The organism is Mesorhizobium sp. BR1-1-15 (assembly GCF_020165475.1).
GTDB lineage: Bacteria > Pseudomonadota > Alphaproteobacteria > Rhizobiales > Rhizobiaceae > Mesorhizobium.
Window position 1 is genome coordinate 73,669 of sequence record NZ_JAIUIF010000009.1, and the last position, 26,348, is coordinate 100,016.

Below are 26,348 nucleotides of genomic sequence, written 5' to 3' on the forward strand. Positions count from 1 at the left end.
GTTCATCAGTCAAACTTGACCAGGTCCTTGAAGACCAGCCGGCCCCAGTTGTTCCTGCGCGCCTGCACGAGCAGTCGCCTTCGGAAAGCCCGCCTAGCTTTATCGGCGCAAAGCCGAGATTTTCCGCGAGCGTACCAATCTGCGCCGCGGCGTCTTCATCATCGCTCGCCAGGATTATGACTCTCCTGCCGCCCTTTACGGCCGGATCCTGGTCAAGGATGGCAGCGATCAAATGATTGAAACCCTTGACCAGTTTGCACCTGAGAAGGCCTGCTCAATGAACTTGGAAGACGGCTGTCAGAGTTGGGCTAGGCCGCCGTCGACCGCTACCTCGCTGTCATGAAGCTGCTGTCCGATGAGGCGAGGAAGGGTGCCGCCGCCCCGAGCTCTGCCGGATCGCCCATGCGCTGAAACGCAGTCATTGAGCCGTAAGCCTTCAAGCCGTCCTCTCCGAGCGCTTCGGTCGTGAGTTCGGTCGCGATACAAGCGGGAATAGCTGCAAAGTCCAAGCTGAAACGTGAGTGTACCGCTTCTCAGGCCGCATACGGAACGGCCGGTTTCGGAATCGCCGTGCACACTTCTGACCGACGACAATGGGGCTGCCGGCTTGCGAGTTGAGCCGCCTCTCCTTAGGGCCGCCATCTGTCAGGTTACGATCACCAGAAGGCGCAAGCGAACAGAGTGATTGAAAAGGAACTCGATTTCCTGTCGCGAACGAACTCGGTCGCATCGCGCGCCAATTTGCTGTCCGGGATCTTGATCCTGGAAATCACGTTACCATTCATTATTCTGCTCCATCAATTCTCGAGAACGGCCTGGGGCGTATTCCGAAAGCTGATGGCCATTCGGTTGTAGCTGTTCATCAGGCTGATCGCGATCGTCAGGTCGACGAGCTGCTTTTCATCGAAGACGGCACGCACGGCTTCATAGGCGGCGTCCGGAACCCCGGTCTGTGCAACATTGGTCACGCTCTCGGCCCAGCGAAGCGCGGCGCGCTCTCTCTCGCTGAACAGGCTGCCGCCTTCCTGCCAGGCTTGCACCAGCGCGATCTTCTCGATCTTCACGCCCTTCTTGACGAGGTCACGCGTGTGCATGTCAAGGCAATAGGCGCAGTTGTTGATCTGGGAGACCCGCAGATAGACGAGCTCGACCAGTTCGGCAGGCAAGCCGCTCTGGAGAACATAGCCGTAGACGGTGCCGAGCGCCTTGGCGCCGCTCGGGGCGATCTGGTTGTAGTCGAGCCTCTTGGCCATCGTTCCGATCCGTTCAATTGAGGGGAGTAGTGAGGGCCTTGTCGTCGGAATCGACGACGAAGACCGCAAGCAGCTTCGCCGGCCTGGTCTTGCTGGCGTTGCGGCTAACCGAATGGGTTGCGTTGGGCAGCTCCGACCAACTCTCGCCCGCTTTGTAAATGCGGGTCTCGCCATCGTTCACCTTGGACTCGATCTCGCCCGAGACGACATAGGCGAAGATAAAGGCGGACCTGGCATGCCGGTGCGGCTGGGAAGCGGCGCCCGGCGCATAATCGACCTCGACCACGGCCATCGATTTGCCGGGGATGTTCGGGATCACTTGCTCGAACTTCGGCGTGACCGTCTCCGATTGGTCGTCCTGCGCCCAGGCCGGCCCGACGATGGCAATCGCGGCGCAGGCGGCGGTGAAAATGGCACGAATTCGCATTGGCATCTCCTTGCACGGATAGATGCCGGCGAATCGGGCCAGGAAAAAGCACCAAGAACGCAAAAAAATCGTGTACTGAGGCTTCATGAGCAAGCCGCTGGACCTGGATTTGGATCGCGCCGCCAAGACTTCCCTTGCGGAGCAAATTCGCAAGGGCGTGGCCGTCGCAATCGAGGAAGGCGTTCTGGAATCAGGCGCACGGTTGCCCTCATGGCAGGACTTGGCGGCGCAGCTGGGTGTCGCGCGCGGCACCGTCCGGACCGCCTATGAGAAGCTCGCGGCCGCCCAGTTGATCGAGGCAACGCCAGCTGAGGGAACGCGCGTCGCACAGCGCCCCCGCACCGTCGCGAAATCCGAGCCGGTGCCGGATGAAGGCTCCTTCATGCGGATTTATCAGGAGATGACGCAGGGTCCCCGGATCTTCCAGATGGGCATCCCCGCAAGCGATATCTTCCCCGCCACCTTGTTCGCGCGGATACGCGCGCACGCCATCCGCGCCGAAGCCGCTGCCGCCGCCCTCTACCCCGATCCTCGCGGCGAACTCGAGTTGAGGCGGGAAATCGCTGGCTACCTCGCCGTAGCACGGGGCATCATCTGTCTGCCGTCGCAGGTCATTATCACTGGAGGTTTCGGTGCGGGGCTCGGCCTGGCGCTATCCGTTCTGAAGCTGGCGGGGGAGACCGCCTGGATCGAGGAGCCCAGTTTCCCATGGACCCGAAAGGGGCTCGAACTCGCCGGTTTGTCTCTCGCTCCGGTCCCGGTCGATTGCAACGGCATCGATCTCGATGACGCACTGTGCCAGCATCCGACCGCGAAGCTTGCCCTGGTCACACCGGGTCAACATGCGCCGCTCGGCTCGACCTTGTCGCTCGAGCGGCGCCTGCGCCTGCTCGAATGGGCAGCTTCGACCCAGGCCTGGGTGATCGAAGACGATTATCTGAGCGAGCTTCAGCTGACCGGCAGGGCCGCGCCGGCGCTCGCGTCGCTCGACCGCGACGGGCGCGTCATTCACATCGGGTCCTTCAGCAAGACAATCAGCCCGACCCTTCGGCTGGGTTTCGCGATCGTGCCGGCCAGCCTCGTATGCGCTTTCGCTGAAGTCGCGGCGTGCTTAGCGCCCGCCCCGGGACCGGCAGTGCAGCTCGCGACCGCCGAATTCATGCGGGAGGGCCACTATATTCGCCATCTCCGCCGCACGAAGCGGGCCTATGTCGCAAGGCGCGCGACGTTGCTCGAGCAGCTTTGGGCGAATGTGAATGCCGACCAGATTGCAACGCCGGGCCTGGCCGTGCTGCTGAAGCTGCCGAGGGAAATATCGGACATTGCGGTGGCGCGCGAGGTTTCGGCCTTCGGGATGTCGCCCGCAGCGCTCTCCGCGTGGTATGCGTCGCCCGCCACTGCCGAATCCGGCCTCTTGCTCGGGGTCGCCACCACGCCGGGCAAGAACCTGGCAAAATCCTGTGATCGGCTCTTCGAGGCGATTAGGCGGATCGACGGCGGACAGCCGATTTGAGACTGCTCCAAGTAAGACGTTGCTAGGCAGCGACACTCGTTGAAACAAGCGACCACTGAACGAGGCCGTCTATGGTAACGCGAATCTTCGCCGGCAGCGCCTTTGTCTGCGGCCACAGGACGCTGATCGGCAGTTCGCCGCCTGACAGGCCCTCCAGGACAATCTGAAGGGCCCCGTCTTGAAGATCGCCTTCCACCATCCATGACGGAAGTTGCGTCAGACCGTGTCCTGCCTTAGCGGCCATTAGCACCGTCTCGAAATCCTGCAGTTCATGCTTGACGGGGACGGCCTGCCGCGCTGTCGAGCCGTCGGGTTGCTTCATCAGCCAGGCGATGCGGTTGCCTTGCCGTCGTCCGACGATGCAATCGTGTCCGGCAAGATCGCTCCAGGATCGCGGAACGCCCCGCCGTGCGAGATAGCCAGGTGCTCCGACTATCACCGTCTGCTGGACCCCAATCTGTCGCGCGACGAGGTCGGTCGAATCCTCAAGATTGCCGATACGCACGGCGAGGTCGATGTTTTCGCCGATCAGGTCGACCCGCCGGTCGGTGAAGCTGACATTGAGGTTCAGCGCCGGATAGCGTTTCGCAACCCCTAACAGTACGGGCATGACGTGCAGTCGACCGAACGCCGTCGGGAGATCGATGCGGACTTCGCCGCCAGGCGTGTCCCGCGCGAGCGCGAGGGCGCTCTCGCCACGCTCAAGTTCGTCGAGTGCCGCGACGCAGTGCTCCAGCCAGGCCTCTCCGGCAGGCGTCAAGGTCAGGCGGCGAGTCGTCCGGTGGAGCAGCTTGGAGCCCAAGCGCGCCTCCAGACGCGACACCGCCCGGCCGATCGCGGACTTGGCCATGCCCATTTCCGCCGCAACCGCGGTGAAACTACCGAGCCGAATAACGGCTACGAATTCGGCGATGCCATCGAAACGCGAGTTCATCCGCCTATTGTAGCTTCAGACGCAATAGTGAGTCCACCAGGCCGGCACTAATCTGCTGAGGAGTATCCCTTTATATCGTCTGGAGCTTTAATTCTCCACAGGAGCCGCCCCATGCCCTCTCTATTCGATTCCTTCGATCTAGGTCCCGTCCACCTCACGAGCCGCATCGTCATGCCGCCGATGACGCGCACCCGCACCTCCGAGGGTGCTCTTCCGACAGATGGCGACCTCCCGAACGAACTGACCGTCAAATATTACGGTCAGCGAGCTAGCGCCGGCCTGATCATCTCCGAAGTCAACGACGTGGATCAGTCCAGCCACGGCTACGCGCGGATTCCCGGGATTCACTCCGAAGCCCAGAAGCAGGCCTGGCGCCCGGTGACCGAAGAGGTTCATCGTCAGGGCGGCACCATCTTCATGCAGCTATGGCATGTCGGCCGACTGGCGCATTCCTCGCTTCTGCCGAACGGCCAGGCGCCAGTGGGCGTGACCGCGGAACAGGCCGTCGGCTCAGAGGTGTTCGCCCATGGCCCGGACGGCCGGTTGCGCTTCATGGCGGCAGAGACGCCGAGGCCGCTCAGCACCGAGGAAGTGACGGCCATGGTGGGAACCTTCGCCAAAGCCGCCGCCAATGCGCGGGAGGTCGGGTTTGACGGCATCGAGATCCATGCCGCCAACGGCTATCTGATCGAGCAGTTCATGAACTCGGTGCTCAACACCCGTACCGACCGCTACGGCGGCGGCAGCATGGAAGATCGTGCGCGCTTCCTGATGGAAGTCGTCGACGCGGTCGTGGCGGAATTCGGCGCGGGACGCGTGGGGGTTCGCCTCTCACCGTTCGGCAAATATGGTTCAATGCCCGCTGATCCGCTCGTCGAGGAGACGTTCCTGTACATCGTCGAGCAGCTCGGGCGCCGTGGCGTGGCCTATGTCCATCTGCTCTACGAACTGCTGCCCGACGGCAACATGGAATCGGCCACATTCGAGGCGCGCCATCTCGACCACGACATGCTCGCCAAGGCGCGAGCGTCGTTCCCCGGCGCGTTCATCTGGTGCGGCGGCTTCAATGACGTCGAGCGCGCCCAGGCAGCGCTCGATACCGGGCTGGTGGACCTGATTGCCTTCGGCAGGCCGTATATCGCGAACCCGGATCTCGTCGAGCGTCTTCGGAGCGGCTGGCCATTGGCCGTAGCGGACCGGTCCGTCTATTACACCCGCAATGGCGAGGTGGGGTACACGGACTTCCCCACCTATTCGAAGAATGGCGCCGCAAGCAGGGCCGCCTGACACGACGATAGGCCGAGCAGGAGTCCGGCGCAGCGCCACGCACTCCTGCCGGTCGAGACGACCTCCATAGGTTCCGGCGGAGTCGCCCTGTGCCCGCGCAGATCCTGGATCTGGGTGCGCCTGACCGCCCTTCTTTCACTACAGGCAGAAACATCATGACAAAGCGAACATTTCTCGTCACCGGCGCCAGCAAGGGCATCGGCCGCGCGCTCTCGGCGCGGCTCGCCGCCGCCGGTCATCACGTTGTCGGCATCGCTCGTGGCGATGATCCAGCGGACGAGCTTGGCGTGAAGGCCATCGCGAAATGGAGGAGCAGCCCGCCTCGAGGCCATTGGCAGGAGGCGGGCGTGAGGATTAAATATTCGCTTGTGCTAATATAAAAATGACGTAACGTAATGTCCGGCATCTTGAGGATGCGCAACCGTGGGGGAGTACGATGAGAGTTGCTATATTTTGCGCGGCTATCATGATCGCTGCGACTGGTGGCACCATTGCCAAGGAAAAGAAAGTGGTGGTCGGTGATGCTGCGGCCCTGTGCTCTACGAAGCACTCGACCAAGAAGCAGGTGAGAGATCTGGACTGCGGTTTGACTGGCACGGCCAAAATGCCGGATGGAGCAACCCCGGAAAAGCCGCGCCTCGGATACGACACCGATCCGTGGATGGTCATTGGCTTTTAAAGCTGGCTGCAGATAGCTGCCAACTTGCGGCGTGGCCGATGGTCGCCAGGTACTTGGAATGACACTCGTATCAAATTCCAGCACGACCAAACGAATTACCGCAATCCACCAGCAATCCCCAATTGCCGTGAGCCCATCGGGCGCTTGGCGAATTGGGACGTGGTTTCGGCACGACTACCTGCCGACGAAGTAGCTATCTGCGCGCCGATTGTCGCTGATTATCTATGGAACTTTTTACTTTTGTTTTCAGTATGTTGCGCCGCAGATTGACGTATTTTCGGCGGCGTTTGAGTGGGGAGCAGTAATGATCGGGTAGTGGGCCGAACTCGACAATCCTGCCACGATGCATGACAGAGAACCGCTCGCCAAAATGGGCGACGACGGCAACATGGCATGGTGCACCGGCTGCATACGATCTGAGGCGTCACGTTTGCACTCACAAAAAGCTCCATCTCGGCCCTGCGATATTCATGGATGAGGCGTACGTGTGATGGTTGTGGTAAGGGAATGACGCTTTCTTTTCATGGAGATTGCGATGAGGGAGAGAACGATTGAAAGCGGCCTCAGCCCGCAAATGCAGGAGGCCATTCCGATAATTCGACGCGTTTTCAGACAACATGCGCCGAGGCGGCTTGAGCTTGAGCTTACTGCTGGAAAAGAGTGGTATAATCATTCCCGCTGGTCCCTGCATCATTCCGGCAATGCGGTTGATATTAGGACGAAAAAGCTGGCGGATCGCGGGACCGGTATGTTGTCAATCCTTTTAGGATACTTTTTGCAGCAGGAGCTTAACTCTGAACTTGGCAAGGCCAAGTATTTAGTCCTGGTGAACGATCAAGGGCCTATGTTTCCGCATATTCACGTTCAGTATAATCCAGGGGCCAGAATGAGCACACCCGGGGACTATGACGGCAAGCGACGGCGAGCGGTCTAGCAGCCCAAAGGAACTCCTTTGCGTGCTTGGTTGCCTTTTGCAGGCAAGCGCGGACAAAAGCCTCGCCGCGCTCTTTGCGCCATGCCGTGGAAGACATCCTTCAATCCACCGCGCGGATGCAAAGCCGTTTGATGCGCCGGTACCATCCGCCCAAATTACTCGAAGAAATAAGTAAAGCCCCCGTCGGAGGTTCCAACGGTCACCTTCGTCATCTTTTCACCGTCAAGCGACCGGTTGAGCACGCCGCGGCTTAATTCCGGCAGAAGCGTGTTGGTTAGGATGGCATCGATCATCCGCCCGCCGGATTCGATTTCCGTGCAGCGTGCCCTGACCAGATCGATGACGCCGTCGCCGATCACCAGTTCCGCGCCACTGGTTGCACGCAGCCGGCGAGCGATCCTGGCGAACTGATGACGGGTGATCGCCTCGATCATCGAATCCGACAGCGGGTAGTAAGGAATGGTTACCACCCGTCCAAGAAACGCCGCCGGAAAAACCTTCAGCAACGGCCGGCGCAAGGCCGTATCCAGATCTTCGAGGCCGGTCCGAACCGTGCCGTTCCTCGTCCGGTCCATGATGACTTCGGAGCCGACGTTCGAGGTGAGCAGGATCAATGTGTTCTTGAAATCGATGCGCCGCCCTTCGCTGTCGTCCATCATGCCCTTGTCGAAAACCTGGAAGAAGATTTCGTGGACGTCCGGATGCGCCTTCTCGACCTCGTCGAGCAGGATCACCGAATAGGGTTTGCGCCGAACCGCCTCTGTCAGGATGCCACCCTTGCCGTAGCCGACATAGCCGGGGGGCGCTCCCTTTAAAGTCGAGACAGTATGCGCCTCCTGAAACTCCGACATGTTGATCGAGATCAGGTTCTGTTCGCCACCATAAAGCGTCTCCGCCAAGGCCAGCGCGGTTTCGGTCTTGCCGACGCCGGAGGGGCCACAAAGCAGGAACACCCCCACCGGCTTTTCCGGCGCGCCGAGCCCGGCGCGGCTGGTCTGCACACGCTTGGCGATCATCTCCATGGCATGCTCTTGGCCAACCACGCGCTCGCACAGAGTGGCCGCGAGCCGGAGGGCTTTTTCGGTCTGGCTCGACAGCATGCGCCCCGTGGGGATGCCGGTCCAGTCCTGGACCACCGCGGCCACGGCATTTCGATCAACCGAGGGCAGGATCAGCGGCGCCTCGCCTTGCGCCTCGGCCAGTTCAGCCATGCGTTCGCGCAACCGGGTAAGATCGGCGACCGGATCAGGTGGAAGTCCATCGGCAACAGCCGTTTTCACTTTGGGATCGGATGCCTTGTCCTTGGGCGTTTGGATCTCAGGCAACTCAGACTCAGAGGCGTTGGCATCCGCTGGCGTTTCCATCGCATCGAGCGGCATACCGTCGCCGCGCAGCCGGGCACGCAATTCGAGTATCTCGGCAACTAAAACTCTTTCGCGGTCCCAACGTTGTTGCGCGGCAGCCAGCGCGACCCCTGTTTCGGCAAGTCCGGTGTCGACCCGTGCCTGCCGTTCGGTCACCTCGATCCCGATCGCCGCCTCACGATCGATGATGCCGCGCTCGACCTCCAGCGCCTGGCGACGCCGTATGATATCCTCGAGCTCGGCCGGCGTGGCATGCTGCGAGATTGCGACCCGGGCGCAAGCGGTGTCGAGAAGGCTTACCGCCTTGTCGGGTAGTTGCCGCGCCGGGATATAGCGGTGTGACAGGCCCACTGCCGCCTCGATCGCCTCATCCAGTATCTGCACCTGGTGGTGCTGCTCGAGAACTCCGGCCACCCCGCGCAACATGAGAACGGCCACAGCTTCGGAAGGCTCGTCGATCTTTACCACCTGAAACCGACGGGTCAGCGCCGGGTCTTTTTCTATGTGCTGCTTGTATTCAGCCCAGGTCGTTGCCGCGACGGTACGCAGTTCACCGCGTGCCAGCGCCGGCTTCAGGAGATTGGCCGCGTCGCCGGTTCCAGCAGGGCCGCCTGCGCCGATCAAGGTGTGAGCTTCATCGATAAAAAGGATAACCGGTGTTTCGGACGACTGCACCTCGTCGATTACAGCCTTAAGCCGTTTTTCGAACTCGCCCTTCACGCTTGCCCCGGCCTGCATCAAACCGACATCGAGCATGCGCACGCTGACGCCCTGTAGCATCGGCGGTACATCGCCCTGGGCAATGCGCAAGGCGAAGCCCTCGACGACCGCGGTCTTGCCTACCCCGGCTTCGCCCGTCAGGATCGGGTTGTTCTGCCGCCGCCGCATCAGCACATCAACGATCTGCCTGATCTCGGGGTCGCGGCCGACGACGGGATCGATCTTGCCGTCGCGGGCGCGCTGGGTCAGGTCGGTGGCGTATTTCGCCAGCGCCGAATCCCCACCCGGAGCCCGCCGTGGCATCTCCGTTGCGGAGACCGTGGTCGAGGTGCCAGCTTCGAGTGAGCCCTCCATGACATCGGCGAACCGCGCGATCACCGCGTCGGCGTCGATCTCGTCGAATGCGCCGCTGATCTTCGACAGCAGGCCTTCTAGGACCGGGGTCTTCAGGCAAGCGAGCAGAATATGCGCGCTGCGGACTTCCTCGACGCTGAACTCAAGCGTCGCCAAGTTCCAGGCCTCCTGGATGGCATGAAAGATGTGGTCGGAAAATTCCTCGATCGATGTGGCGCCGTATGGCAGCTTGTCCACGGCGCGGGTCATATCGGCCGTGAGCCGGCTGGCATCCACTCCCGCATCGGCGATGATCATTTGCACGTCCGAGCGATCGGAAAGCACCAGTTGCTCGATGAAGTGGACGAGTTCGACGTAAGGGTTGCCGCGCAGCTTGGCGGTGTCCGCGGCTGCCTTGAAGGCGCGCACGCCGACAGGATTGAGCTTGCCGACCAGTTCCTTACGCTTGAAGCTCTGTGACGACCGGCGCTGTTCCATCGAACCTGCTCCTGCAATCTGCCAGTCGACAACCTGCCACATAAGCCGTCGCTTGACAAAGCGCCCGATGGACGGCGTCGCCAAGGCCGTTCGCGGGGCCGTCAGCCTTTGGAAGCCCGAACCACTGGCGGCAGAAGAATTCGCGCATCCGTGTGGTGTATTTTGCCGATTGGGTTCGGCAGTCTCGCCAAGCCATCCCATAGCGAACACGCGGTGGTCAGCTTTCGTTAGCTTTTAAGCAGCGGCTTTAATTGGCGTACGGCACATCAGTGTGGTAACCTTGGGTCAGGTGCCGTTGAGGGCCGGTCGCTGGGGGTCTGTGTGATTGATGTCGCACTTTGGCTTACTCCGCTCGACGGTGAAAATCCGTCAGGGGAGGATTTGCGCAACGACCCGGCCTTTCATGAGCTGGAGCGACTGACGGAACAGCAGAAGAAAGTCGAGTTCCAAGGCAGCAAAAACACTGAAGTCGACGTTCCGATAGACTGGCCTACCGTGCTTACCAGGGCTGAAGAGCTGCGGTCTCACGGCCGTGACCTGCGCCTTCTCGTCATTGTTACGCGTGGACTGGCCAACGAGCATCGGTTGGCCGGCCTGGCTGCCGGCCTGACCCTCATCGCGCAAACTGTCGATCAGCATTGGACGACCATGCATCCGGCCCTGCGGTCCGGTGCCACGCCGCGCGAAGCAGCCTTGCGCCGCATCAATGCGCTTACCGACCTTCAGAACGGCCAGGACGGTCTACTCAAAGATTTGCGGAAAATGACATTCTTTGCGCCGCGCGCCATTGGGCCGATCCTGGGCGCGGATCTGGAGAAGGGTTCGCTTGACGAGCGGGTCATGCTGCAGGAGGCTGCTTCGGGACTGAATGCGGCCGAGAAGGCGAAGCTGGCAAGCGAGCACAGCCAACTGGTGAACCGGGTGCGCAGCGCATGCGCGGCGCTGATTGATCAGGCCGGGCCAGAAATGACGTTGCTCATAGCCGACGCCCGCGCCGCGATCGCCGCTCTCGAGAGCGTCGAAGCCGCCTTTAACTCCCGCCTCGAAGGCGCTGGCGCCACGCTTCCCGAGTTAAAGCGGTTTCTGCAGCGTCTGCTGACGACCCTCGAACGAAACGCGACCGGTGCCACTGCCGCGAACGGCCTCGCAAAGCCGGTCGCGACGCCAGCAGAACCGGCAGCACGTGTTCGCAACGGCGATGGAGCCGATACGATGGCAAGCGTGGCAAGCTACGCAGAATCCGGCGACAGCGGCCTGCCCGACCGGATCTCCTCGCGCGACGATGTCGTCAAATGCCTCGATCTCGTCGTCGCCTTCTATGACAGCACCGAACCGTCCAGCCCGATCCCGCACCTGGCGCGGCGCGTGCGCCGAATGGTGCATATGGATTTCGTTGAACTGATGGAAGATCTCGCCCCGTCGGGACTGAAGGAATTTCGGCTTCTTGCCGGCGTTCCCGATGTCAAGAAGACGGCACAGAAAGATGAAAGGTAAGACACATGCCAGCCGAAAGCAAAGCCAAGGTCATCGAACGAAATCGCGCGCCACGGGTGCAGATCGCCTATGACGTGGAAACCTACGGCAGCCCGACGACGATCGAACTGCCGTTTGTCATGGGCGTGATGGCCGACCTTTCCGGTGCTTCGCAAACCAAGGAAGCGTCAAAGTCGGTTCTGGACCGCTCCTTCGTCGAGACCGACGCGAACCGCTTCCCCAAGTTCATGGAGGCGCTCGGACCCCGCGTCAAAGCGCGGGTGAAGAACACGCTGCCGCAGGCCGAAGGCCAAGAGCGCGACGAGGAACTGGCGCTCGATCTCACCTTCACCAAAATGGGCGATTTCGCCCCCGACAAGATCGCCGAGCAGGTTCCGCAACTGGCCGAGATCCTCAAGATGCGTCGTCAGCTCGAGGAATTGCTGGGCTTCATGGATGGCCGCGTAGACGCCGAAAAGCGTATCGCGCAGTTGCTGAACAACGAGCCACTTCTTGGCAAGATCGCCAGCCAGGCGCTGACTGACGACGACAAGGCGGGAGAATAAACCATGGCCGAACAGCAAAAGACCGCCACCCTCGCCGCCGAGGCCGAAGCCATAGACCTTGGAGAATTCAGTGGACTCCTCGAAAAGGATTTCAAGGTCAAGAAAGACGACAGCGAGAAGCTGCAGCAACTCGTGCGCAATCTCGCGCTCGCAGCGCAGTCCCGTTCCGACACCACAACCATCTCGTCCAATGCCATCAAGTCGATCAAGTCGCTGATCGCCGGTATCGACAAGATGCTGACGGCTCAGGTCAACGAGATCCTGCACGCGCCGGAAGTGCGCGAAATGGAAGGCACATGGCGCGGCCTGTGGTACCTCGTCAACAACACCGAGACCGACCAGAAGCTTAAAATCCGGGTGATGAACATCTCCAAGGAGCAGCTGGCCGACACGCTCGAAGACTACGAAGGCCAGATGTGGGATCAGAGTCCGATCTTCAAGAAAGTCTACACAGACGAATATTCGATGCTTGGCGGCGAGCCGATCGGCTGCGTGATCGGCGCCTACGAATTTTCCAACCACCCGCGCGACGTCGGTCTGCTACGCAACATCTCCGGCATCTGCGCTTCTGCGCATACGCCTTTTATCGCGGCCGCCTCGCCTCGACTGTTTCGTATGGATAGCTGGCAGGAATTGCCGAACCCTCAGGATCTGCAGCAGATCGTTTCCAACCCGGCCTATGCCTCCTGGCAGTCGCTGCGCGAAAGCGAGGATGCTCGCTACATTGGGCTGACCATGCCCCGCGTCCTGGCCCGGCTGCCATATGGCACGGACACCGTTCCGGTGAAGGGCTTCACCTTCGAGGAAGAGGTGCAGGGCGATCACAACAAGTATGTCTGGATGAACGCCGCCTTCCCGATGGGCGTCAACATCAACCGCAGCCACAAGCTGTTTGGCTGGGGTACCCAGATCCGCGGCGTCGAGAACGGCGGAACGGTGCTTAATTTGCCGGTGCACAGCTTCCCGACCGATGATGGGTCGATAGCGATGAAATGCCCCACGGAAGTCGCCATTGATGACCGGCGTGAGGCGGAACTCGCCAAGCTTGGCCTGATGCCGATCCTGCACCGGAAGAACACGGATCTTGCGGCTTTCATCGGTGCCCATTCGTTACAGGACGACGAAACGCGCGCCGGCCGACTGGTGGACCCCGATGCGCAGTCTAATGAGCGGCTGAGCGCCAACTTGCCCTACTTGTTCCCGGTTTCGCGCTTTGCGCACTATCTCAAAGCCATAGCGCGAGACAAGGTCGGGTCGTTTAAGGAACGCTCCGACATGCAGATCTGGTTGACCGAGTGGATCAACCGCTACGTGCTGGCCAACCCGGCCTTTGCCGACGACAAGGCGCGCGCCAAGCGCCCGCTCGCCGCCGCCGAGGTCCAAGTGGACAGCGTGGAGGGGCGGCCGGGCTACTACAACGCCCGCTTCTATCTGCGCCCGCATTACCAGCTGGAGGGCATCAATGCCTCGCTTCGACTGGTGTCGGAACTGCCGTCCGTTAAGACTTGATTGCAGCAACAACAATCTTTTTTTTGACAATGGTGGAGAGAGACAATGCCAGTAAAGATTGATGGTTTTCTGAAGGTTCCCGATATCAAGGGCCCCAGCACCCGCGACGGCCACGATGATGAGATCGAAATCCATGGCGTCGACTACAAGATGGTCGCACCCTATGACCCGAATTCGCTCTCACGTCGGGGGCGCGTGTCCATGGGCATGATCAAGTTCATCAAACACTACGACAAATCTTCGCCTTATCTCAAGAAAGCCTTGTTCGAGAACAAGGCCCTCGATGAAGTGGTGTTCTCGGCACGTCGGACGATCGATGGCGAGACTAAGGATTATCTGGTCGTCACCCTCACCGACGCCTCGATCATGGAATACGACATGTCGCAGGCCGAGGATGAGGAAGACCTGATCCAGGAAGAGGTCAGCTTCGCCTACAAGAAGATCAAGTTCGTCTATGACGGCAATGATGAAGCCGAAATGGATGTCTATGTCGGCAAGTGAGGGTCGGCGACCCGACGCTGGCAAGCAGCACAGTACCGGCAGCTTGCGGGCAAAAAGCGAGGCCGTCCAGCCGTCGCTTTGGGATCGCCTCGTCAATGACCTGCCTGGTCTGACCTCGGAGATAGACGGGCTGCGCCATGTCTTGCTCGACGAGCTTGGCGCCGACCGTGTCGACGCCCTCGTTGGCGCCAGCGCGCGGGCCATCGACGCTGATGCCGAACTCACAGCCGAGCAAAAACGGCGTCTGCATCGATTGGCCTTTCAGACCCAGCATCGGGTCGAGATCGAAAGTCGCGGCGTTGTGGTGTCAGCCCGCGTGCTCAGAGAAGCAGTGCGGCGTGACGTCGAGGCGCTCTTCAATACCGAGCGCTTCGAGGCCACGCCGCTCCTGTCCGATCTGGAAAATGAACAGGTATCGGACAACCCACCGTCGCTCGCAGATTTCCCGGAGGTGCGCCGGAGCGTGGTCAATTACGGCGTCCCCTCCTTCTCGGGCAGGTCTTCGCGCGACTTTGATCGCGATGTGCTGGCGCGTGAGATCCGTGCGGTGCTCGCCACCTTCGAGCCCCGCCTCAAGGAAAGCGCAACAAAGGTCACAGTGACGCTTGGCGACAAGACCGCGGGCCTCAAGATCGAGATTGACGGTGTGCTGATCATAACCCCGACACCGGAACGCATGCGCCTGCGCACTACGATCAATCTCGATAACGGCGCGGCGCGGACCGAAATCAGGGACGCCTGAGATGGATCGGGTCTTCGTCGAATATTACGAGGAGGAGTTGACCCACATCCGCGGCCTTGCGGCCGAATTTGCCGATATGCATCCAGCGGTCGCGCGCAACCTTTCCCTCGACACGGTCCCCTGTCCGGACCCCTATGTTGAGCGGCTGCTGGATGGCGTGGCTTTCCTCGCGGCGCGCACCCGGCTAAAGGTCGACGCCGAGCGTTCGCGATTTTCGCGCAGTGTGCTCGACGTTCTTTATCCCGATCTGGTCACCCCGGCGCCGGCAACGGCGATGGTGGTGCTCAAACCAGGCCAGCAGGTCCAGACCATGCTCGACGGCCACGTCGTCAGGCGCAACACCCGGCTGGTTTCCAGCCTGCGGCCCGGCCTTTCGACGCGCTGCACTTTCTCGACCGCGCAAGAGACGACCCTGTGGCCGATAGCAATCACTTCGGTCAGCTATTTTCAGGACCGCAGCGCGTTGGCGGCGGCCGGGATGGCCACGGTCGGCGGTGTGCGCGGCGAGGCGGCGCTCCGCATCACGCTGGCCCCGACCGGAAAAGGCAAGCTCCACGAATTGACGCTCGACCGGCTCGATATTTATTTTGCCGGGCGAACCAAGGCGCCGCTGCTATTCGACGCGATCTTCGGCACTTGCTCAACCGTTGGCGCACGCGCTGAGGGCAAGACCAACCCGTTGTCGCCCTTGCCAGCGCCCGAAATGGTTGGCATCAGCGACGACGAAGCCTTGATGCCGCGTACCCGCCCGACATTCGAAGGATATCGCCTCCTGCGAGAATACTTCATAATGCCCGAGCGCTTCCACTATGTGCGGGTTTCGGGGCTACAGCCTGTCGTGCGTCGATGCGACGGAGGGCTTGAGATCGTCTTCCAATTCAGGCGTCCGGTGCCAGAGTTGGCCGATCTGACATCGGCCGACTTCGAACTTTTCGCAACGCCGATCATCAATCTTTTCGAACGTGAGTGCAACGTCGTCGAGATCGATGCGCGTAAGACACGCCAGGTTTTGCATGCAGACCGCACGCGGGCGCGCGACTTTGAAATCTATCGGATCATTCGTGTTGAGGACGCCGACACCGAAGGCAACGACGCCGAAATTCCGGAACTGTTCAGCCTGGGGCAGAACAGCGGCAGTGGGTGGGTCTACTCAACCGAGCGGCGCCCTCGGCGCGCGACCGAAGACGAACGGCGCGACGGTCTAACGCGCACGTCATACACCGGCGACGACGTTTTCCTGGCCGTATCGCGACCGCTCGCTAGCCCGGCGTACCGACCTCTGAAGCGTCTCGACGTCGTAGCACTGTGCACCAATCGTGACCTGCCGATCCTCGATGACAATCCCACATTGACGCTTGAGGCCGGCGACCCGGTCGAAATCGTCAGGCTCCTTGGAGCCCTGCGTCCACCGCAGCCGGCGATCCCCGCAGCACTGCCCACAGGGGCCGAGGGTGAATCGCGCGCCGACGATCTCGCCTGGCGGCTGGTGGCACAGCTCATGCTTAACTTCCTCAGCCTTGCCAAGGAGGGCCGCGGCGTCGACCCGTTGCATGCGCTTCTCGATATCTATGCCGACCGAGGCGATCCCAGCCTGGCTCGCAATGTACATTCGATCGCCCGCATCGACTCGCGGCCGGTCGTGGAGCGGCTTCAGATCGAGGGGCCGATGTGCTTCGGACGCGGCACCGAGGTTACGTTGCATGTCGATGAATCCATCCTGGCTGGCCAAAGCACTTTGCTGCTTTCGGCTTTGCTGGCGCGGCTGTTCGCCCGATATGCCGGAATAAACGGTTTCGTGCGGACCCGCACGCGGCTGCTGCAGAAGCAGGAGGATGTGCCATGGCCGATGACGCCCGGCAATCGCTCCCTGATCTAGACAAGCCCAGCCCAAACCCCGCTGAAGGTCTGTCCGAAGGGTTCGACTTTTTCGAATTGCTGCGCCGTCTCGAACAGCAAAATGCCGTGTTCGGCCATTCCGGCCGTCCCGACCGTGAGCCGGCAAGGCTTGGCCAGCATGTGCGCCTCGCCTTCTCGGCCAGGGACCTGGTCTATTTCCGCGAAGCCGACAACGGCAAGCCGGCCCGGGTCACGATTGCAAATCTGGGTCTCTTGGGCCCCGAGGGTCCAATGCCGCTGCATCTGACGCGCTGGGTGCTCGACCGGCTGTCGCAGCGGTGGTTCGCCGGGGCCAACGCACAGCTGACCAGCGACACTACTTTCGTCGATTTCGTCAACATTCTGCAGCACCGCATGATCGCCCTTTACTATCGGGCGTGGGCGGATGCGAATCCGGCCGTTCAGGTTGAACGCGCGGTCGGTGGCCGGGTTCGCGCCATGCTTGCGGCCATGGCCGGTATCGGACTTCCCGGCACCCGAAACATCGATCTCGACATGGTGAAGCTTCGCCAGGCGGCTTCGCTCGCCAGCCAGGTCGAGGGCCCGGAACGACTGACACTGTTCCTGGCGGAAGCCTTCAAGGTGCCGGTAAAGATCAAGGAATTCGTCGCCGCCTGGACAATCATACCAGCAGGCCTCCAGACCCGCCTCGCAAAATCCTTTGCTGTGCTCGGTCGGGGGGCGACGATCGGCCCACGCGTTTTCACCCGCCAAAGCAGGATCGAACTGCGGGTCGGCCCTTTGAAGTATGATGATTTCAAGACATTCCTGCCGGGCAGCCAGCGGCTCAAACTGTTCCAGCACGCGGTTCGCGACGTGGTCGGAGAATCTCTCGATGTCGATCTGCGTATCGTGCTTGCGCGTGAAGCAGTGCCGCCGCCCCGTATTGGAGCGGTGCAGCTCGGCCGAACCGCCTGGCTTGCGCGACCCGCTGAAAGGGGAGATGCTGATGATATGCGGCTGCGCACTATCGTCGGATGGCGGCCGGAAATGGCGGGGGGCGCGGCATGAGTCTGCTGCTAACGCTAGAGCAAGGGCCACGCACCCAGGCGGTGCGGCAAACTCGCCTGGACGAAGGTGAGCTGGTGATCGGCCGCAGCGCCGATGCAGGCTGGCAGATCGATGATCCCGACATGTTCGTTTCACGCGCTCACTGCAAAATCTCTGGCGGGCGAGATGGATATTTCGTCACCGACACATCGAGCAGCGGTTTGTTCATAAACGATTCCGATAGCCCGCTTGGTCCAGGCAAGTCCGCACGCCTTCAAAGCGGCATGCGGCTCAGGCTGGGCGATTACGTCGTCTGTGTCGACCTGCAGATCGCGGCCGCTCAAGCGCCCGCAGTCATCCAGCCGGTACCAGAACGTCTGCCAGCGGCATCGCGGGCGCCGGTAAGCATCGGCCGCGATGACTTCTTTTCCGCCAAGGTCGAAGAAGCGCCGCAACGGCCTCGACCTGCTGATCTGCCGAACCCGTTCGAGCAGCCGATCCCAGGGGCGTTCGAGCGCGCGTCTTCCGGCCAGCGCAACTCGCCTGCTTTCGACGACCCGTTCAGCCTCGATCCGGTTTCAACGCCGGTGTCGAAAAACGCCGCCGTTTATGTCGAGCAGGGCGGGGTGGGCAGCCGGGCGGATCCATTCAGCCTCGACCGGCCCCCCCCTCCCAGCCACGGAGCTGAATCCGCAGCGGGAAAGCTGTCCGACTTCAACGATGATTTTGGTTTCGGACCGGTCTCCTCGCCCAGTTCGACAAATAACTCGGCCTCGACCGGCCAGCGCGAGCGCATTGCCCAACGGCCACCATCCGCCAATCCCTGGGATATTCCCGCGCAACCGGCCGATGTCCTGCCTCCAGCGCGCATGGGTGCTGCTTCCAAACCTGCCCGCCCGCCGGCAAGCGCGCAGCCCGCCGAGATGGCGCTCCGCGCCGCCTTCTTGCGCGGCATGGGCGTCGAGGAAGCCGATTTCCCCGGGCGCGACAGCATCGTGGAAATGGAGAAGTTCGGCCGCGAATACCGGCTGATGATGGAAGGGCTGATGCAGCTTCTGCGCAAGCGGACCGAGGAGAAAGGAAATGCTCGCGTCGCCCAGACAATGGTCGGTGCTTCCGAAGTCAATCCGCTCAAATTTCTGCCGACGGTCGACGACGCCATCGTGACGCTGGTCGCCGAGCGCAGCCCCGGATTTCTCGCCGGGGAGGCGGCAATCGCCGATGCAGTTCGCGATCTCGCGCAACATCACGTGCGCGCTTGGCGAGGCATACAGGCCGCTTTGCGACGGATGATCGATCGTTTCGATCCCGCAGCGATCGAGGACGAGCTGAAATCGAATTCGGCGATCGGCACCCTGCTTTCGGGCGGGCGCGGCGCCAAGCTGTGGGAGCTCTATCAAAAACGCCATCGCGAAATCGCCGAAAGCGCGGAAAAAAGCTTCCTTGGCGAAATCGGCACTGATTTTCGAGATGCATATGAGGAGGAGTAAGCCATGATCGACCGACGTGAATTGATGATTGCCCTGGGCGCGACCGGGCTGGTTGCAGCGTGCCAGAGCGGTCCGCCAAAGCCGTCGGTGATCACCGTCAACGTGACCGGCGGGGCCGGCATGAATCCGGGGCCAGGTGGCGGCGACCGGCCGGTGACGGTTCTCGTGATGCGGTTAAAAAGCACCGGTAAATTCAATTCCGCCGACTATTTTGCGCTGCAGGGGGATGCCGGCAGCGCACTCGCAGGAGATCTTATCGGGTCCGACCAGATCGCCGTCGGGCCCGGAAAATCCGCATCCAAGACCATCACGGTCGAGCCGGACGCGACGGCTCTGGGCTTCGTTGCACTGATCCGCGAACCTGGCGGCAGGAACTGGCGGACAACCAAGTCGGTGTCGCCGGGATCAAAGTTCACCATCAATGTCACGTTGGGCAGCGGCGGCATCTCCGCCTAGCAGCCAAGGTAAGGGAGCTCAATGCAGAGAGTTGCGGCATGAGCGATGCAAACAGGGTGCTATGGTCCGAAGGACTTTTCCTGCGAACCCAGCATTTCCAGCAGCAGGATCGTTTCTTCGAGGCGACGGTGCGCGGCGCGTTGCAGGCCGGACACCTGCATACGTTCGGCTTTCGACAGCTGACGCTGGACCAGGCATTGCTGGAATCCGGCCAGGTCGCGATCCTGTCGGCCCGGGGCATCTTCCCGGATGGGACACCTTTTTCCATTCCGGATTGGATGGACGCGCCGCGACCGCTGCCGGTCACCCCCGAGACGGGCGCAGGGCCGGTGCTGGTCGCCTTGCCGCTGGAGCCTCCCGGTGGTGTCGGCTTCGATCCGGCACACGCCGCCGCCTCTGGAGCGCGATATCACGGGCGGATCGTTTCGGTGCGCGACGCTGTCCAGGGCGGTTCGGATCCTGAAGAAATAGAAATCGCCCGTCCGCAGGCGCTGCTGCTTGCACCTGGCAAGTCGGTTGGTGGCTACACCGCCTTGCCGATAGCCGACCTCAACGGAGTTCGAGCCGATGGCGGCGTCTCTCTGGACGAGACCTTCCTGCCACCGGCACTGGTTACCGGCGCGGTGGCCTGGTATCGGCAATTGCTTCTGGAAGTTGTCACCGGCCTCGACCAGATCGCCGAGGCGCATGGCAAGATGGTCATGGGCGGGCCTGGGCGCAGCGTCGAAGATCTGTTGATGCTCAATCTCGCCAATGCGGCGCGTCCGCGTCTGGCTCACATGCTGGCGCAGGATGTCTTCCATCCGGCCGAGCTTTACCTGGAACTCGCCGGGCTCGCCGGTTCGATGGCAACTTACGGATCGAGCGCGCGGCGGCTGGGCGAGTTGCCCGCTTACGATCACATGGCGCCCGGCCCTGCCTATTCGGCGCTGGCGGACGCGCTGCGCTCGCTCATTCTCAGCCTTCGCTACATCGAGCCGAAATCGCGTGCGCTGCCCGTCATGCGGCACTCGACCAATGTCTGGAAAATTCGCATCGACAACCCAAAGCTGCTGGTGGCCAGCCGCATCGTCATCCGGGTCGGCTCGGAGCTGTCGGAGGATGCCCTGCGCAAGATCTTCGTCAATCAGGCGACCGTCGGCTCGGCCGACGAGTTCGAGGGCCTGTGGAAATCGCGCTTGCCCGGCATTCCGCTAAAACCGCTTCATTCCCAGCCACGCGAAATCCCTTACGACGGCGATCGACTGTGCCTCGAATTGGATCAGAAAAGCGAACACTGGGCCTCGCTGCTCGACGCACCAGGCTTCGTCATCGGTGTTTCGGGCGTGTTGCCAAGCGAGCCGCAGGTGGACTGCTATTCGGTGAACAGGTGAGATCATGAGCCGCGATGATCCTTTCGGACTGTCGGAGGATCGCGAACGCACTCGCATACGATTGAGCGGCGCGCCGATGCCACGGCCCATGGCGCCACTTTCGCCGGCACTGGTAAAACGCTCTCGCACCCACCCGAACGCGCTTGTCAACGCCTTTGCGCCCTTGCTCGAGTTCGCCCCCGAGCTCGAAAGCGCAATGCCGCCAGACAATCCGGAAGTCTTGCGCACCCGCTTGCTCGAAGAACTGGTTCGGGCACGCGACACGGCTATGTCGACGGGGTCCTCGATGGAGCGAGCCGACCAGGCAGCTTGGGTGGTGGCTGCGTTGCTCGACGATCTGGCCCTGAACACGCCTTGGGGCGGGGCCAGTGCCTGGCCGCGGCAGCCGCTCGTCGTCATGCTGCGCGGCGATGTCGATGCCGGCACGCAATTCTTCACGCGACTCGACGAACTGGAACGACATCCTAACCGGGACCGAGAATTGCTCGAACTGCAGTACCATTGCCTGGCGCTCGGCTTCCGTGGCAAATATCGCGTGCCCGGCCGCTCAGGCGACCGCTCGCTCAATGCGGTTCGCGTGGCGGCGGCCCGCTTCCTGCGCAATGCCGACGCCGAAGGCGCGCCTTTAGCGCCAAACTGGAAAGGTGTCATCGCCTCCGACCAGCCGCAGCGCTTCATCGTGCCGATCTGGGTCATGGCGCTCGGTGCTGCGGTTGCAGCCGCGGCGATCCATATCGGGCTGTCGATGGGACTGAGCAGCCAGGCGGTCGAGCTTTCCGCACTTGTTCGTGCCCTGCCACCGCCTGCCCGCGGCGACATCACCCGCGCGTCGCCCAAAGTCGACGCCCCGCCACCGGAAAAAGTGGATTTTGCGCTGTTGCCGGAATTCCAGGCGGGGGCGCCGGCCGAGCTCAAATCTGCTCTCAGCGGCACGGAGAGCGTTTCACTGGCCAAGCTGATCATCCAGGCCTCCAACCCCGAACTATTCCAGTCATCGCGGCCACAATTGACCGATGGTTTCGAACCCTTGATCGGTTCGATCGCCAAGGTGATCCTCGCCAATCAGGAGCTGATCGGAAACATCACGGTGGTCGGCCATACTGACAGCGTTCCTTTGCAAAAGACCAACCCGCTGTCGACCAACCAGCGACTATCCGAGGCTCGCGCCCGGACGATTGCCGACATGCTGGTTCAAAACGGAGTGCCGCAGGATCGCGTCCATTCGGAGGGCCGGGCTGCCACCGATCCTGTGGCCAGCGACAGCACGCGCGAGGGGCGAGCCTTGAATCGCCGCGTCGAGGTGCTCGTCGAAAAGAGGCTGTGAGATGTTCATCCTGCGCTTCCTCTGGGCGGTCCTGACATCGCGCTGGCTGTGGACGCTGATCGGCCTGACGCTGCTATCCCTGGTTATCTGGATCTTCGGTCCGATCGTCAGGGTTGGTCCCTACGACCCCTTCGCCTCCGAAAATGTGCGCATCGTCATCATCGCGCTGCTGGTCATCTTCTGGCTGGTCTGGCTGATCGTTGCCCAGCGCCGGGCGATCCGCGCCAACCGCATGTTCGTCGCCGAGATTGCCGCGCCAGCGGTGGAAAAGCCGCTCAGCCCAGGCGAAGAGAACGTCGCCGCCGTGGGCGCCAAGTTCGCCGAGGTGATGACCGAACTGAGGCGCCGCAAGCTGGGCGGGCGCAAGTTCCTGCGCGAGATGCCTTGGTATGTGATCGTCGGGCCGCCGGCCACCGGCAAGACCACCGCCTTGCGGCAGTCCGGACTGAATTTTCCGATCGACCTCACAGACGACTTGCAGGGGGTCGGTGGCACGCGCAACTGCGACTGGTTCTTTTCCGAAAACGCGGTTCTGATCGACACTGCCGGCCGCTATGTCCAGCAGGAGAGCCAGCCGGATGTCGACGCGGCCGAATGGCTCGGTTTCCTCGACCTCTTGAAGAAACATCGCGGCCGCCGTGCGCTGAACGGCGTAATCGTCGCGCTTTCGATCGACGTCCTTTCGGAGGGCGACGAGGCCATCAAGGCGCACGGGCGCAAGATCCGCCGCCGGTTGGCCGAGCTCAACGACCGGCTTGAAATCCGCCTGCCGGTCTATCTGATGCTGACCAAGGCCGACCTGATCAAGGGCTTCGAGCCCTTCTTCGGCGGCCTGTCGACCGCCTCGCGCGAACAGGTGTGGGGGACGACCTTCGCGCTGGATGCGCGCGTGGATGGCAAGACCATCGAACGAGAAATCGCGACGCTGGCGACCGAACTCGAGCGGCGCCTGGTGACGCGCCTGGAGGACGAGGACAAACTCGCCGCCCGTGCCGAAATCTTCAGATTTCCCGCACAATTGGCAAGCTTGTCCGAACCGATTCAGGTGCTGGTCGAAGCCATGTTCGGCGAAAGCCGGTATGAGGAGGCTGCCTGGCTGCGCGGCCTCTACCTGACATCGGCGACGCAGGAAGGGGCGCCTATCGACCGGCTGACCGCCGCGCTGTCTTCCTCCTTCGGTCTTCCGCCGCGGCGCGCCCTGCCCGCATCTCGGGTCGAGAAACGCAGCTTCTTCCTGAAGAACCTCCTCACTGAAGTCATCTTCAAGGAAGCAGGCCTCGGTACATTCGACCCGCTGGCGCAACGCCGCCGCGCCTGGATGTGGCGGGGTGCGGCCGCAGCATGCACGGCGGCGACGTTGCTGGCCGGCGGACTGTTCACCTGGTCCTATTTTGACAACCGCCATGCGATCTCGGCGCAGGCAGGCCAGTTCGAAGCGCTGCAAACGCCGCTGACCTCCGCTGCCGCAACCCCGGCATCGGTGGAGCGGCCTGCCATGGACGGCGCGCTCGAGGCGATGGACGCGGTCGCAAATGCCCGGACAGCACCGCCGGGCGCTGCCCACGATCTGCTTGGCCCATCGGCCTCGGCGGAACTGGTCAGGGCACAGGCCGACACTTATGACCACGCCCTCCGCAACGTGCTCGAGCCCCGGATGGTGGCCCTGCTCGAGGCGACGATGTGGCGCCAGATCCGCGATCCCGACTTCATGCTCGGTGCGCTCAAGACCTATCGCATGATGACCGGCCTGTCGCAGATGGATCCAGACTACGCCCAGAACTGGTGGGTGAACAGTCTGCCCGAATTCGCGGCCGCGGCGCCATTTCCGACAGCCGACGCCGAAGAGCATCAGCTGGCCGCGATCCACCGGATGACGGTCGACGAAAGCTATGTCGCGCCGGACCAGGCCCTGGTTGCCGAAGCTCTGAAAACGGTCTGCACGATTTCGTTGCCGGCGCGTGGCTACAAGCAGTTGTTGGCCGATCCGGCAGTAGCCGGGCTGAAGGAGTGGATACCGGCCAATTTCGCCGGCCCAAACGGCGGCAAGGTGTTTGCACGGCGTTCGGGCAAGACACTACGCGTCGGCATTTCGGGCGCTTTCACCTATTCCGGCTTTCACGACGTCATTCTCGACCGCATCGACGATGTCGCCGCCCAGGCGGCGCTCGATCGTGCGGTTTTCGCCGGCGGTTGCTCGGAAAATGCCGAGACATCCGTCTCGGCGCTGTCCGAGGATATTCTGAAGCTCTACTACGACGACTACATCGCGCAATGGGATAGCTTCCTGCGCGACATGAGGCTTGCACCATTGACCGATCTCAATGTCGCCGGCGAAAACCTGAAAGACCTCTCAAGTGCGGATTCAGCGCTGAAGCGGCTGCTTACGGCGGTCGTTCAGGAGACAGAACTGACCCGTTCCGACGAAGCGCCTGCCGACGACAAGGCGGCAGCCAAGGGCGCTTCGAAACTGCTCGGCAAGCTGGGCAAGCTGGGCAAACTGGCGACATCGGGTGCGAAACTACTTCCCCGCGCCGGATCCGCCAGTGAGGTGGACCTGACCGGCAATCTGGTGGCCGAACATTTCAAACCGCTGAAGAGCACCATCGCAGAGGTCGACGGCCAGCCACCGGCGCTGGATGCTGCCGTTGTCGCACTGACCGCGCTTTCGAACGTCCTGCAAACGGTCACCGCGAACCCCAATCCACAGGACGCCATCAAGAAACAGGGGGGCCTTGCCGAACTGACGGGCGCGGTGGCAAGGCAGGCCCAGATCCTGCCAGATCCCATCAACAGCTGGTTGGGCGGGATAGCCGGCGACACCAGCAATTTGACTCAGAAGGCGGTCACTTCGGAACTCAACGCCATCTGGCGGGCCGACATACTGCCTTTCTGCCAGGCGGCGCTGAACAATCGCTATCCCTTCAGCGAAGCCAGTGCGGTCGACGTCAACGTGCGCGATTTCGCCCGCCTGTTCGGGCCCGCCGGGCTGATCGACGGTTTCATCAACGACCACCTGATCAATTATGTCGACACGACCGGCGAGCCTTGGAAGTGGCGCGCCGATTTCGGCCTCGACCCTTCGGCGCTGGCGGCGTTCGAGCAGGCCAGGCACATCCGCGACGATCTTTTCCCCGGGGGTGCCGGACCGGTGATGAGCTTCACGCTCGAACCGAAGGATCTGTCTCCCAACCTCACGCGCGTCACGCTCAATCTCGATGGCCAGAGCCTCGTCTACTACAACAACGCAACGCGGCCGCAACCGATGACCTGGCCCGGCAAGGACGGCACCGGGGTCATTTCGCTCGCCTTCCAGCCGATCGACGGATCGCCCGAAATCATGCTCAACGAGACCGGCAGTTGGGCGTGGCTGAGGATGTTGCGCAGCGGCCGATTCACCGGAACCTCGCTTTCGGATGTCTACAGTCTGCGCCTGGGCACGAAAGGCATGTACGCCGATTTCGAGCTCAAGGCCGCCAGCGTCGAAAACCCCTACAATCTGGAAATGTTCAAGAAGTTCACATGTCCACCGCAGATATGAACGCGCCCGGCTTCTACGGCAAGATCCCGGCGACGGGGGATTTCGTCGCTTGGAACCTGCCGCAGACTTTCATCGACCGCTGGGACCGCTGGATGTCGATGGAATTGCGCGCGCGGCCGGATGAAGGTGAGTTGGACTCGCGTGTCTGGCGCTTTACCATGCAGCCCGGTATTTTTGGTGACCCGCCCTGCGCCGGCGCATGGCGCATGAGCGAGGACCGTGTCGGGCGCCGATACCCCTTTGCCATTGTGCGGCTTGGACCGCCACCGGAACCTACCGCCAGATGGTTTGACGAAATCGCCGCCTGCCTTAACGGCGCTGTGGAAGGAAACTGGTCAACCACCAAGCTAGCAGAGACGCTGGCCTTGCTGAGAGAGACGAGCACGGGCGACGCTTCCGCCATAACGTTCTGGTGCGATGACTTCGACGTCATCGAGTTTAGCTTCGCTGATATCCACGACCTCGCCGACAACGCCTTGCCGAAGCTGCGCGCCACCAAGCCCGCAATCGAAGATGTCTGACGATGGGCCTTACTGCCTTCGCCGAGA

Annotated in this window: 22 protein-coding genes and 2 pseudogenes; 18 read left to right on the top strand and 6 right to left on the bottom strand. The window is 62.0% G+C overall.

Going from position 1 to position 26,348, the window contains the following annotated elements:
* Nucleotides 1-5 precede the first annotated feature (5 nt).
* The 4 genes and pseudogenes from LB541_RS17070 to LB541_RS17085 form a co-directional block, all read right to left on the bottom strand.
* A pseudogene (locus tag LB541_RS17070) lies at nt 6-297 on the bottom strand (NADP oxidoreductase coenzyme); the annotation flags it as partial.
* Nucleotides 298-491 (bottom strand): annotated as a pseudogene (locus tag LB541_RS17075) (SDR family oxidoreductase); the annotation flags it as partial.
* A gap of 306 nt (nt 492-797) precedes the next feature.
* Nucleotides 798-1,253, bottom strand: a complete 456-nt coding sequence (locus LB541_RS17080) for a carboxymuconolactone decarboxylase family protein (protein ID WP_140498278.1) — start codon at nt 1,251-1,253, stop codon at nt 798-800.
* 13 nt (nt 1,254-1,266) lie between these two features.
* Entirely contained in the window at nt 1,267-1,680 is a 414-nt protein-coding gene (locus LB541_RS17085) for a cupin domain-containing protein (RefSeq protein ID WP_140632215.1), read from the bottom strand.
* Between the two features lie 85 nt (nt 1,681-1,765).
* On the opposite strand from LB541_RS17085, the gene LB541_RS17090 reads away from it, so the two are divergent.
* On the top strand, nt 1,766-3,193 hold the full coding sequence (locus tag LB541_RS17090) for a PLP-dependent aminotransferase family protein (protein WP_224619076.1): 1,428 nt from the start codon (nt 1,766-1,768) through the stop codon (nt 3,191-3,193).
* Nucleotides 3,194-3,215: 22 nt separating this feature from the next.
* Here LB541_RS17090 and LB541_RS17095 read toward each other — a convergent pair whose 3' ends face one another.
* Nucleotides 3,216-4,127 (bottom strand): LysR family transcriptional regulator, encoded by a 912-nt coding sequence (locus tag LB541_RS17095; RefSeq protein WP_140498281.1) that lies wholly within the window; start codon nt 4,125-4,127, stop codon nt 3,216-3,218.
* 111 nt (nt 4,128-4,238) lie between these two features.
* On the opposite strand from LB541_RS17095, the gene LB541_RS17100 reads away from it, so the two are divergent.
* From LB541_RS17100 to LB541_RS17115, 4 genes are all read left to right on the top strand, one after another.
* The gene (locus LB541_RS17100; RefSeq protein WP_140498282.1) at nt 4,239-5,414 is read left to right on the top strand and encodes an alkene reductase; all 1,176 of its coding nucleotides are present in this window, start codon (nt 4,239-4,241) and stop codon (nt 5,412-5,414) included.
* 89 nt (nt 5,415-5,503) lie between these two features.
* A complete protein-coding gene (locus LB541_RS28695; protein WP_411969792.1) occupies nt 5,504-5,794 on the top strand; it encodes an SDR family NAD(P)-dependent oxidoreductase in 291 nt (96 codons plus the stop codon).
* An 86-nt stretch (nt 5,795-5,880) separates the two neighbouring features.
* The gene (locus LB541_RS17110; RefSeq protein WP_181168590.1) at nt 5,881-6,093 is read left to right on the top strand and encodes a hypothetical protein; all 213 of its coding nucleotides are present in this window, start codon (nt 5,881-5,883) and stop codon (nt 6,091-6,093) included.
* Between the two features lie 535 nt (nt 6,094-6,628).
* The gene (locus tag LB541_RS17115; RefSeq protein WP_140498284.1) at nt 6,629-7,027 is read left to right on the top strand and encodes a hypothetical protein; all 399 of its coding nucleotides are present in this window, start codon (nt 6,629-6,631) and stop codon (nt 7,025-7,027) included.
* A 155-nt stretch (nt 7,028-7,182) separates the two neighbouring features.
* Here LB541_RS17115 and tssH read toward each other — a convergent pair whose 3' ends face one another.
* Nucleotides 7,183-9,942 carry a type VI secretion system ATPase TssH gene (gene tssH / locus LB541_RS17120; protein WP_140581094.1) on the bottom strand — a complete coding sequence of 920 codons (2,760 nt, stop codon included), beginning with the start codon at nt 9,940-9,942 and terminating at the stop codon, nt 7,183-7,185.
* 321 nt (nt 9,943-10,263) lie between these two features.
* On the opposite strand from tssH, the gene tssA reads away from it, so the two are divergent.
* From tssA to tagF, 13 genes are read left to right on the top strand one after another with little or no spacing between them, the layout of a single operon-like run.
* Nucleotides 10,264-11,436, top strand: a complete 1,173-nt coding sequence (tssA, locus tag LB541_RS17125; RefSeq protein ID WP_140557377.1) for a type VI secretion system protein TssA — start codon at nt 10,264-10,266, stop codon at nt 11,434-11,436.
* 5 nt (nt 11,437-11,441) lie between these two features.
* A complete protein-coding gene (tssB, locus tag LB541_RS17130) occupies nt 11,442-11,981 on the top strand; it encodes a type VI secretion system contractile sheath small subunit (protein ID WP_140498287.1) in 540 nt (179 codons plus the stop codon).
* A 3-nt stretch (nt 11,982-11,984) separates the two neighbouring features.
* Nucleotides 11,985-13,490, top strand: a complete 1,506-nt coding sequence (gene tssC / locus LB541_RS17135) for a type VI secretion system contractile sheath large subunit (protein ID WP_140498288.1) — start codon at nt 11,985-11,987, stop codon at nt 13,488-13,490.
* Between the two features lie 45 nt (nt 13,491-13,535).
* On the top strand, nt 13,536-13,991 hold the full coding sequence (locus tag LB541_RS17140; protein ID WP_115143971.1) for an Hcp family type VI secretion system effector: 456 nt from the start codon (nt 13,536-13,538) through the stop codon (nt 13,989-13,991).
* Entirely contained in the window at nt 13,978-14,733 is a 756-nt protein-coding gene (gene tssE, locus LB541_RS17145; protein ID WP_140498535.1) for a type VI secretion system baseplate subunit TssE, read from the top strand. The genes LB541_RS17140 and tssE overlap by 14 nt, the downstream gene beginning before the upstream one ends.
* Nucleotide 14,734: 1 nt before the next feature.
* A complete protein-coding gene (gene tssF, locus LB541_RS17150; protein ID WP_140557375.1) occupies nt 14,735-16,609 on the top strand; it encodes a type VI secretion system baseplate subunit TssF in 1,875 nt (624 codons plus the stop codon).
* Nucleotides 16,573-17,640: a type VI secretion system baseplate subunit TssG gene (gene tssG / locus LB541_RS17155; protein WP_140623890.1), complete on the top strand. Its 1,068-nt coding sequence runs from the start codon at nt 16,573-16,575 to the stop codon at nt 17,638-17,640. Before tssF ends, tssG begins: the two co-directional genes overlap by 37 nt.
* Nucleotides 17,637-19,109 carry a type VI secretion system-associated FHA domain protein TagH gene (tagH, locus tag LB541_RS17160; protein WP_224619174.1) on the top strand — a complete coding sequence of 491 codons (1,473 nt, stop codon included), beginning with the start codon at nt 17,637-17,639 and terminating at the stop codon, nt 19,107-19,109. Before tssG ends, tagH begins: the two co-directional genes overlap by 4 nt.
* A 3-nt stretch (nt 19,110-19,112) precedes the next feature.
* A complete protein-coding gene (gene tssJ / locus LB541_RS17165; protein WP_140498291.1) occupies nt 19,113-19,565 on the top strand; it encodes a type VI secretion system lipoprotein TssJ in 453 nt (150 codons plus the stop codon).
* A gap of 38 nt (nt 19,566-19,603) precedes the next feature.
* Nucleotides 19,604-20,938 (top strand): type VI secretion system baseplate subunit TssK, encoded by a 1,335-nt coding sequence (gene tssK, locus LB541_RS17170; protein ID WP_224619085.1) that lies wholly within the window; start codon nt 19,604-19,606, stop codon nt 20,936-20,938.
* Nucleotides 20,939-20,942: 4 nt separating this feature from the next.
* Nucleotides 20,943-22,262 (top strand): type IVB secretion system protein IcmH/DotU, encoded by a 1,320-nt coding sequence (icmH, locus tag LB541_RS17175; RefSeq protein WP_224619087.1) that lies wholly within the window; start codon nt 20,943-20,945, stop codon nt 22,260-22,262.
* Nucleotide 22,263: 1 nt separating this feature from the next.
* Nucleotides 22,264-25,800 (top strand): type VI secretion system membrane subunit TssM, encoded by a 3,537-nt coding sequence (gene tssM, locus LB541_RS17180; protein WP_224619089.1) that lies wholly within the window; start codon nt 22,264-22,266, stop codon nt 25,798-25,800.
* Complete coding sequence (gene tagF, locus LB541_RS17185) at nt 25,782-26,321, top strand: type VI secretion system-associated protein TagF (RefSeq protein WP_224619091.1); 540 nt, start codon at nt 25,782-25,784, stop codon at nt 26,319-26,321. The genes tssM and tagF overlap by 19 nt, the downstream gene beginning before the upstream one ends.
* Nucleotides 26,322-26,348 lie beyond the last annotated feature (27 nt).

Excerpts from the sequence above, each read along its gene's own strand:
- LB541_RS17080 (WP_140498278.1), bottom strand. The coding sequence starts at position 1,253 with ATGGCCAAGAGGCTCGACTACAACCAGATCGCCCCGAGCGGCGCCAAG.
- LB541_RS17085 (WP_140632215.1), bottom strand. The coding sequence starts at position 1,680 with ATGCGAATTCGTGCCATTTTCACCGCCGCCTGCGCCGCGATTGCCATC.
- LB541_RS17090 (WP_224619076.1), top strand. The coding sequence starts at position 1,766 with ATGAGCAAGCCGCTGGACCTGGATTTGGATCGCGCCGCCAAGACTTCC.
- LB541_RS17095 (WP_140498281.1), bottom strand. The coding sequence starts at position 4,127 with ATGAACTCGCGTTTCGATGGCATCGCCGAATTCGTAGCCGTTATTCGG.
- LB541_RS17100 (WP_140498282.1), top strand. The coding sequence starts at position 4,239 with ATGCCCTCTCTATTCGATTCCTTCGATCTAGGTCCCGTCCACCTCACG.
- LB541_RS17110 (WP_181168590.1), top strand. The coding sequence starts at position 5,881 with ATGATCGCTGCGACTGGTGGCACCATTGCCAAGGAAAAGAAAGTGGTG.
- LB541_RS17115 (WP_140498284.1), top strand. The coding sequence starts at position 6,629 with ATGAGGGAGAGAACGATTGAAAGCGGCCTCAGCCCGCAAATGCAGGAG.
- tssH (WP_140581094.1), bottom strand. The coding sequence starts at position 9,942 with ATGGAACAGCGCCGGTCGTCACAGAGCTTCAAGCGTAAGGAACTGGTC.
- tssB (WP_140498287.1), top strand. The coding sequence starts at position 11,442 with ATGCCAGCCGAAAGCAAAGCCAAGGTCATCGAACGAAATCGCGCGCCA.
- tssC (WP_140498288.1), top strand. The coding sequence starts at position 11,985 with ATGGCCGAACAGCAAAAGACCGCCACCCTCGCCGCCGAGGCCGAAGCC.
- LB541_RS17140 (WP_115143971.1), top strand. The coding sequence starts at position 13,536 with ATGCCAGTAAAGATTGATGGTTTTCTGAAGGTTCCCGATATCAAGGGC.
- tssE (WP_140498535.1), top strand. The coding sequence starts at position 13,978 with ATGTCGGCAAGTGAGGGTCGGCGACCCGACGCTGGCAAGCAGCACAGT.
- tssF (WP_140557375.1), top strand. The coding sequence starts at position 14,735 with ATGGATCGGGTCTTCGTCGAATATTACGAGGAGGAGTTGACCCACATC.
- tssG (WP_140623890.1), top strand. The coding sequence starts at position 16,573 with ATGGCCGATGACGCCCGGCAATCGCTCCCTGATCTAGACAAGCCCAGC.
- tagH (WP_224619174.1), top strand. The coding sequence starts at position 17,637 with ATGAGTCTGCTGCTAACGCTAGAGCAAGGGCCACGCACCCAGGCGGTG.
- tssJ (WP_140498291.1), top strand. The coding sequence starts at position 19,113 with ATGATCGACCGACGTGAATTGATGATTGCCCTGGGCGCGACCGGGCTG.
- tssK (WP_224619085.1), top strand. The coding sequence starts at position 19,604 with ATGAGCGATGCAAACAGGGTGCTATGGTCCGAAGGACTTTTCCTGCGA.
- icmH (WP_224619087.1), top strand. The coding sequence starts at position 20,943 with ATGAGCCGCGATGATCCTTTCGGACTGTCGGAGGATCGCGAACGCACT.
- tssM (WP_224619089.1), top strand. The coding sequence starts at position 22,264 with ATGTTCATCCTGCGCTTCCTCTGGGCGGTCCTGACATCGCGCTGGCTG.
- tagF (WP_224619091.1), top strand. The coding sequence starts at position 25,782 with ATGTCCACCGCAGATATGAACGCGCCCGGCTTCTACGGCAAGATCCCG.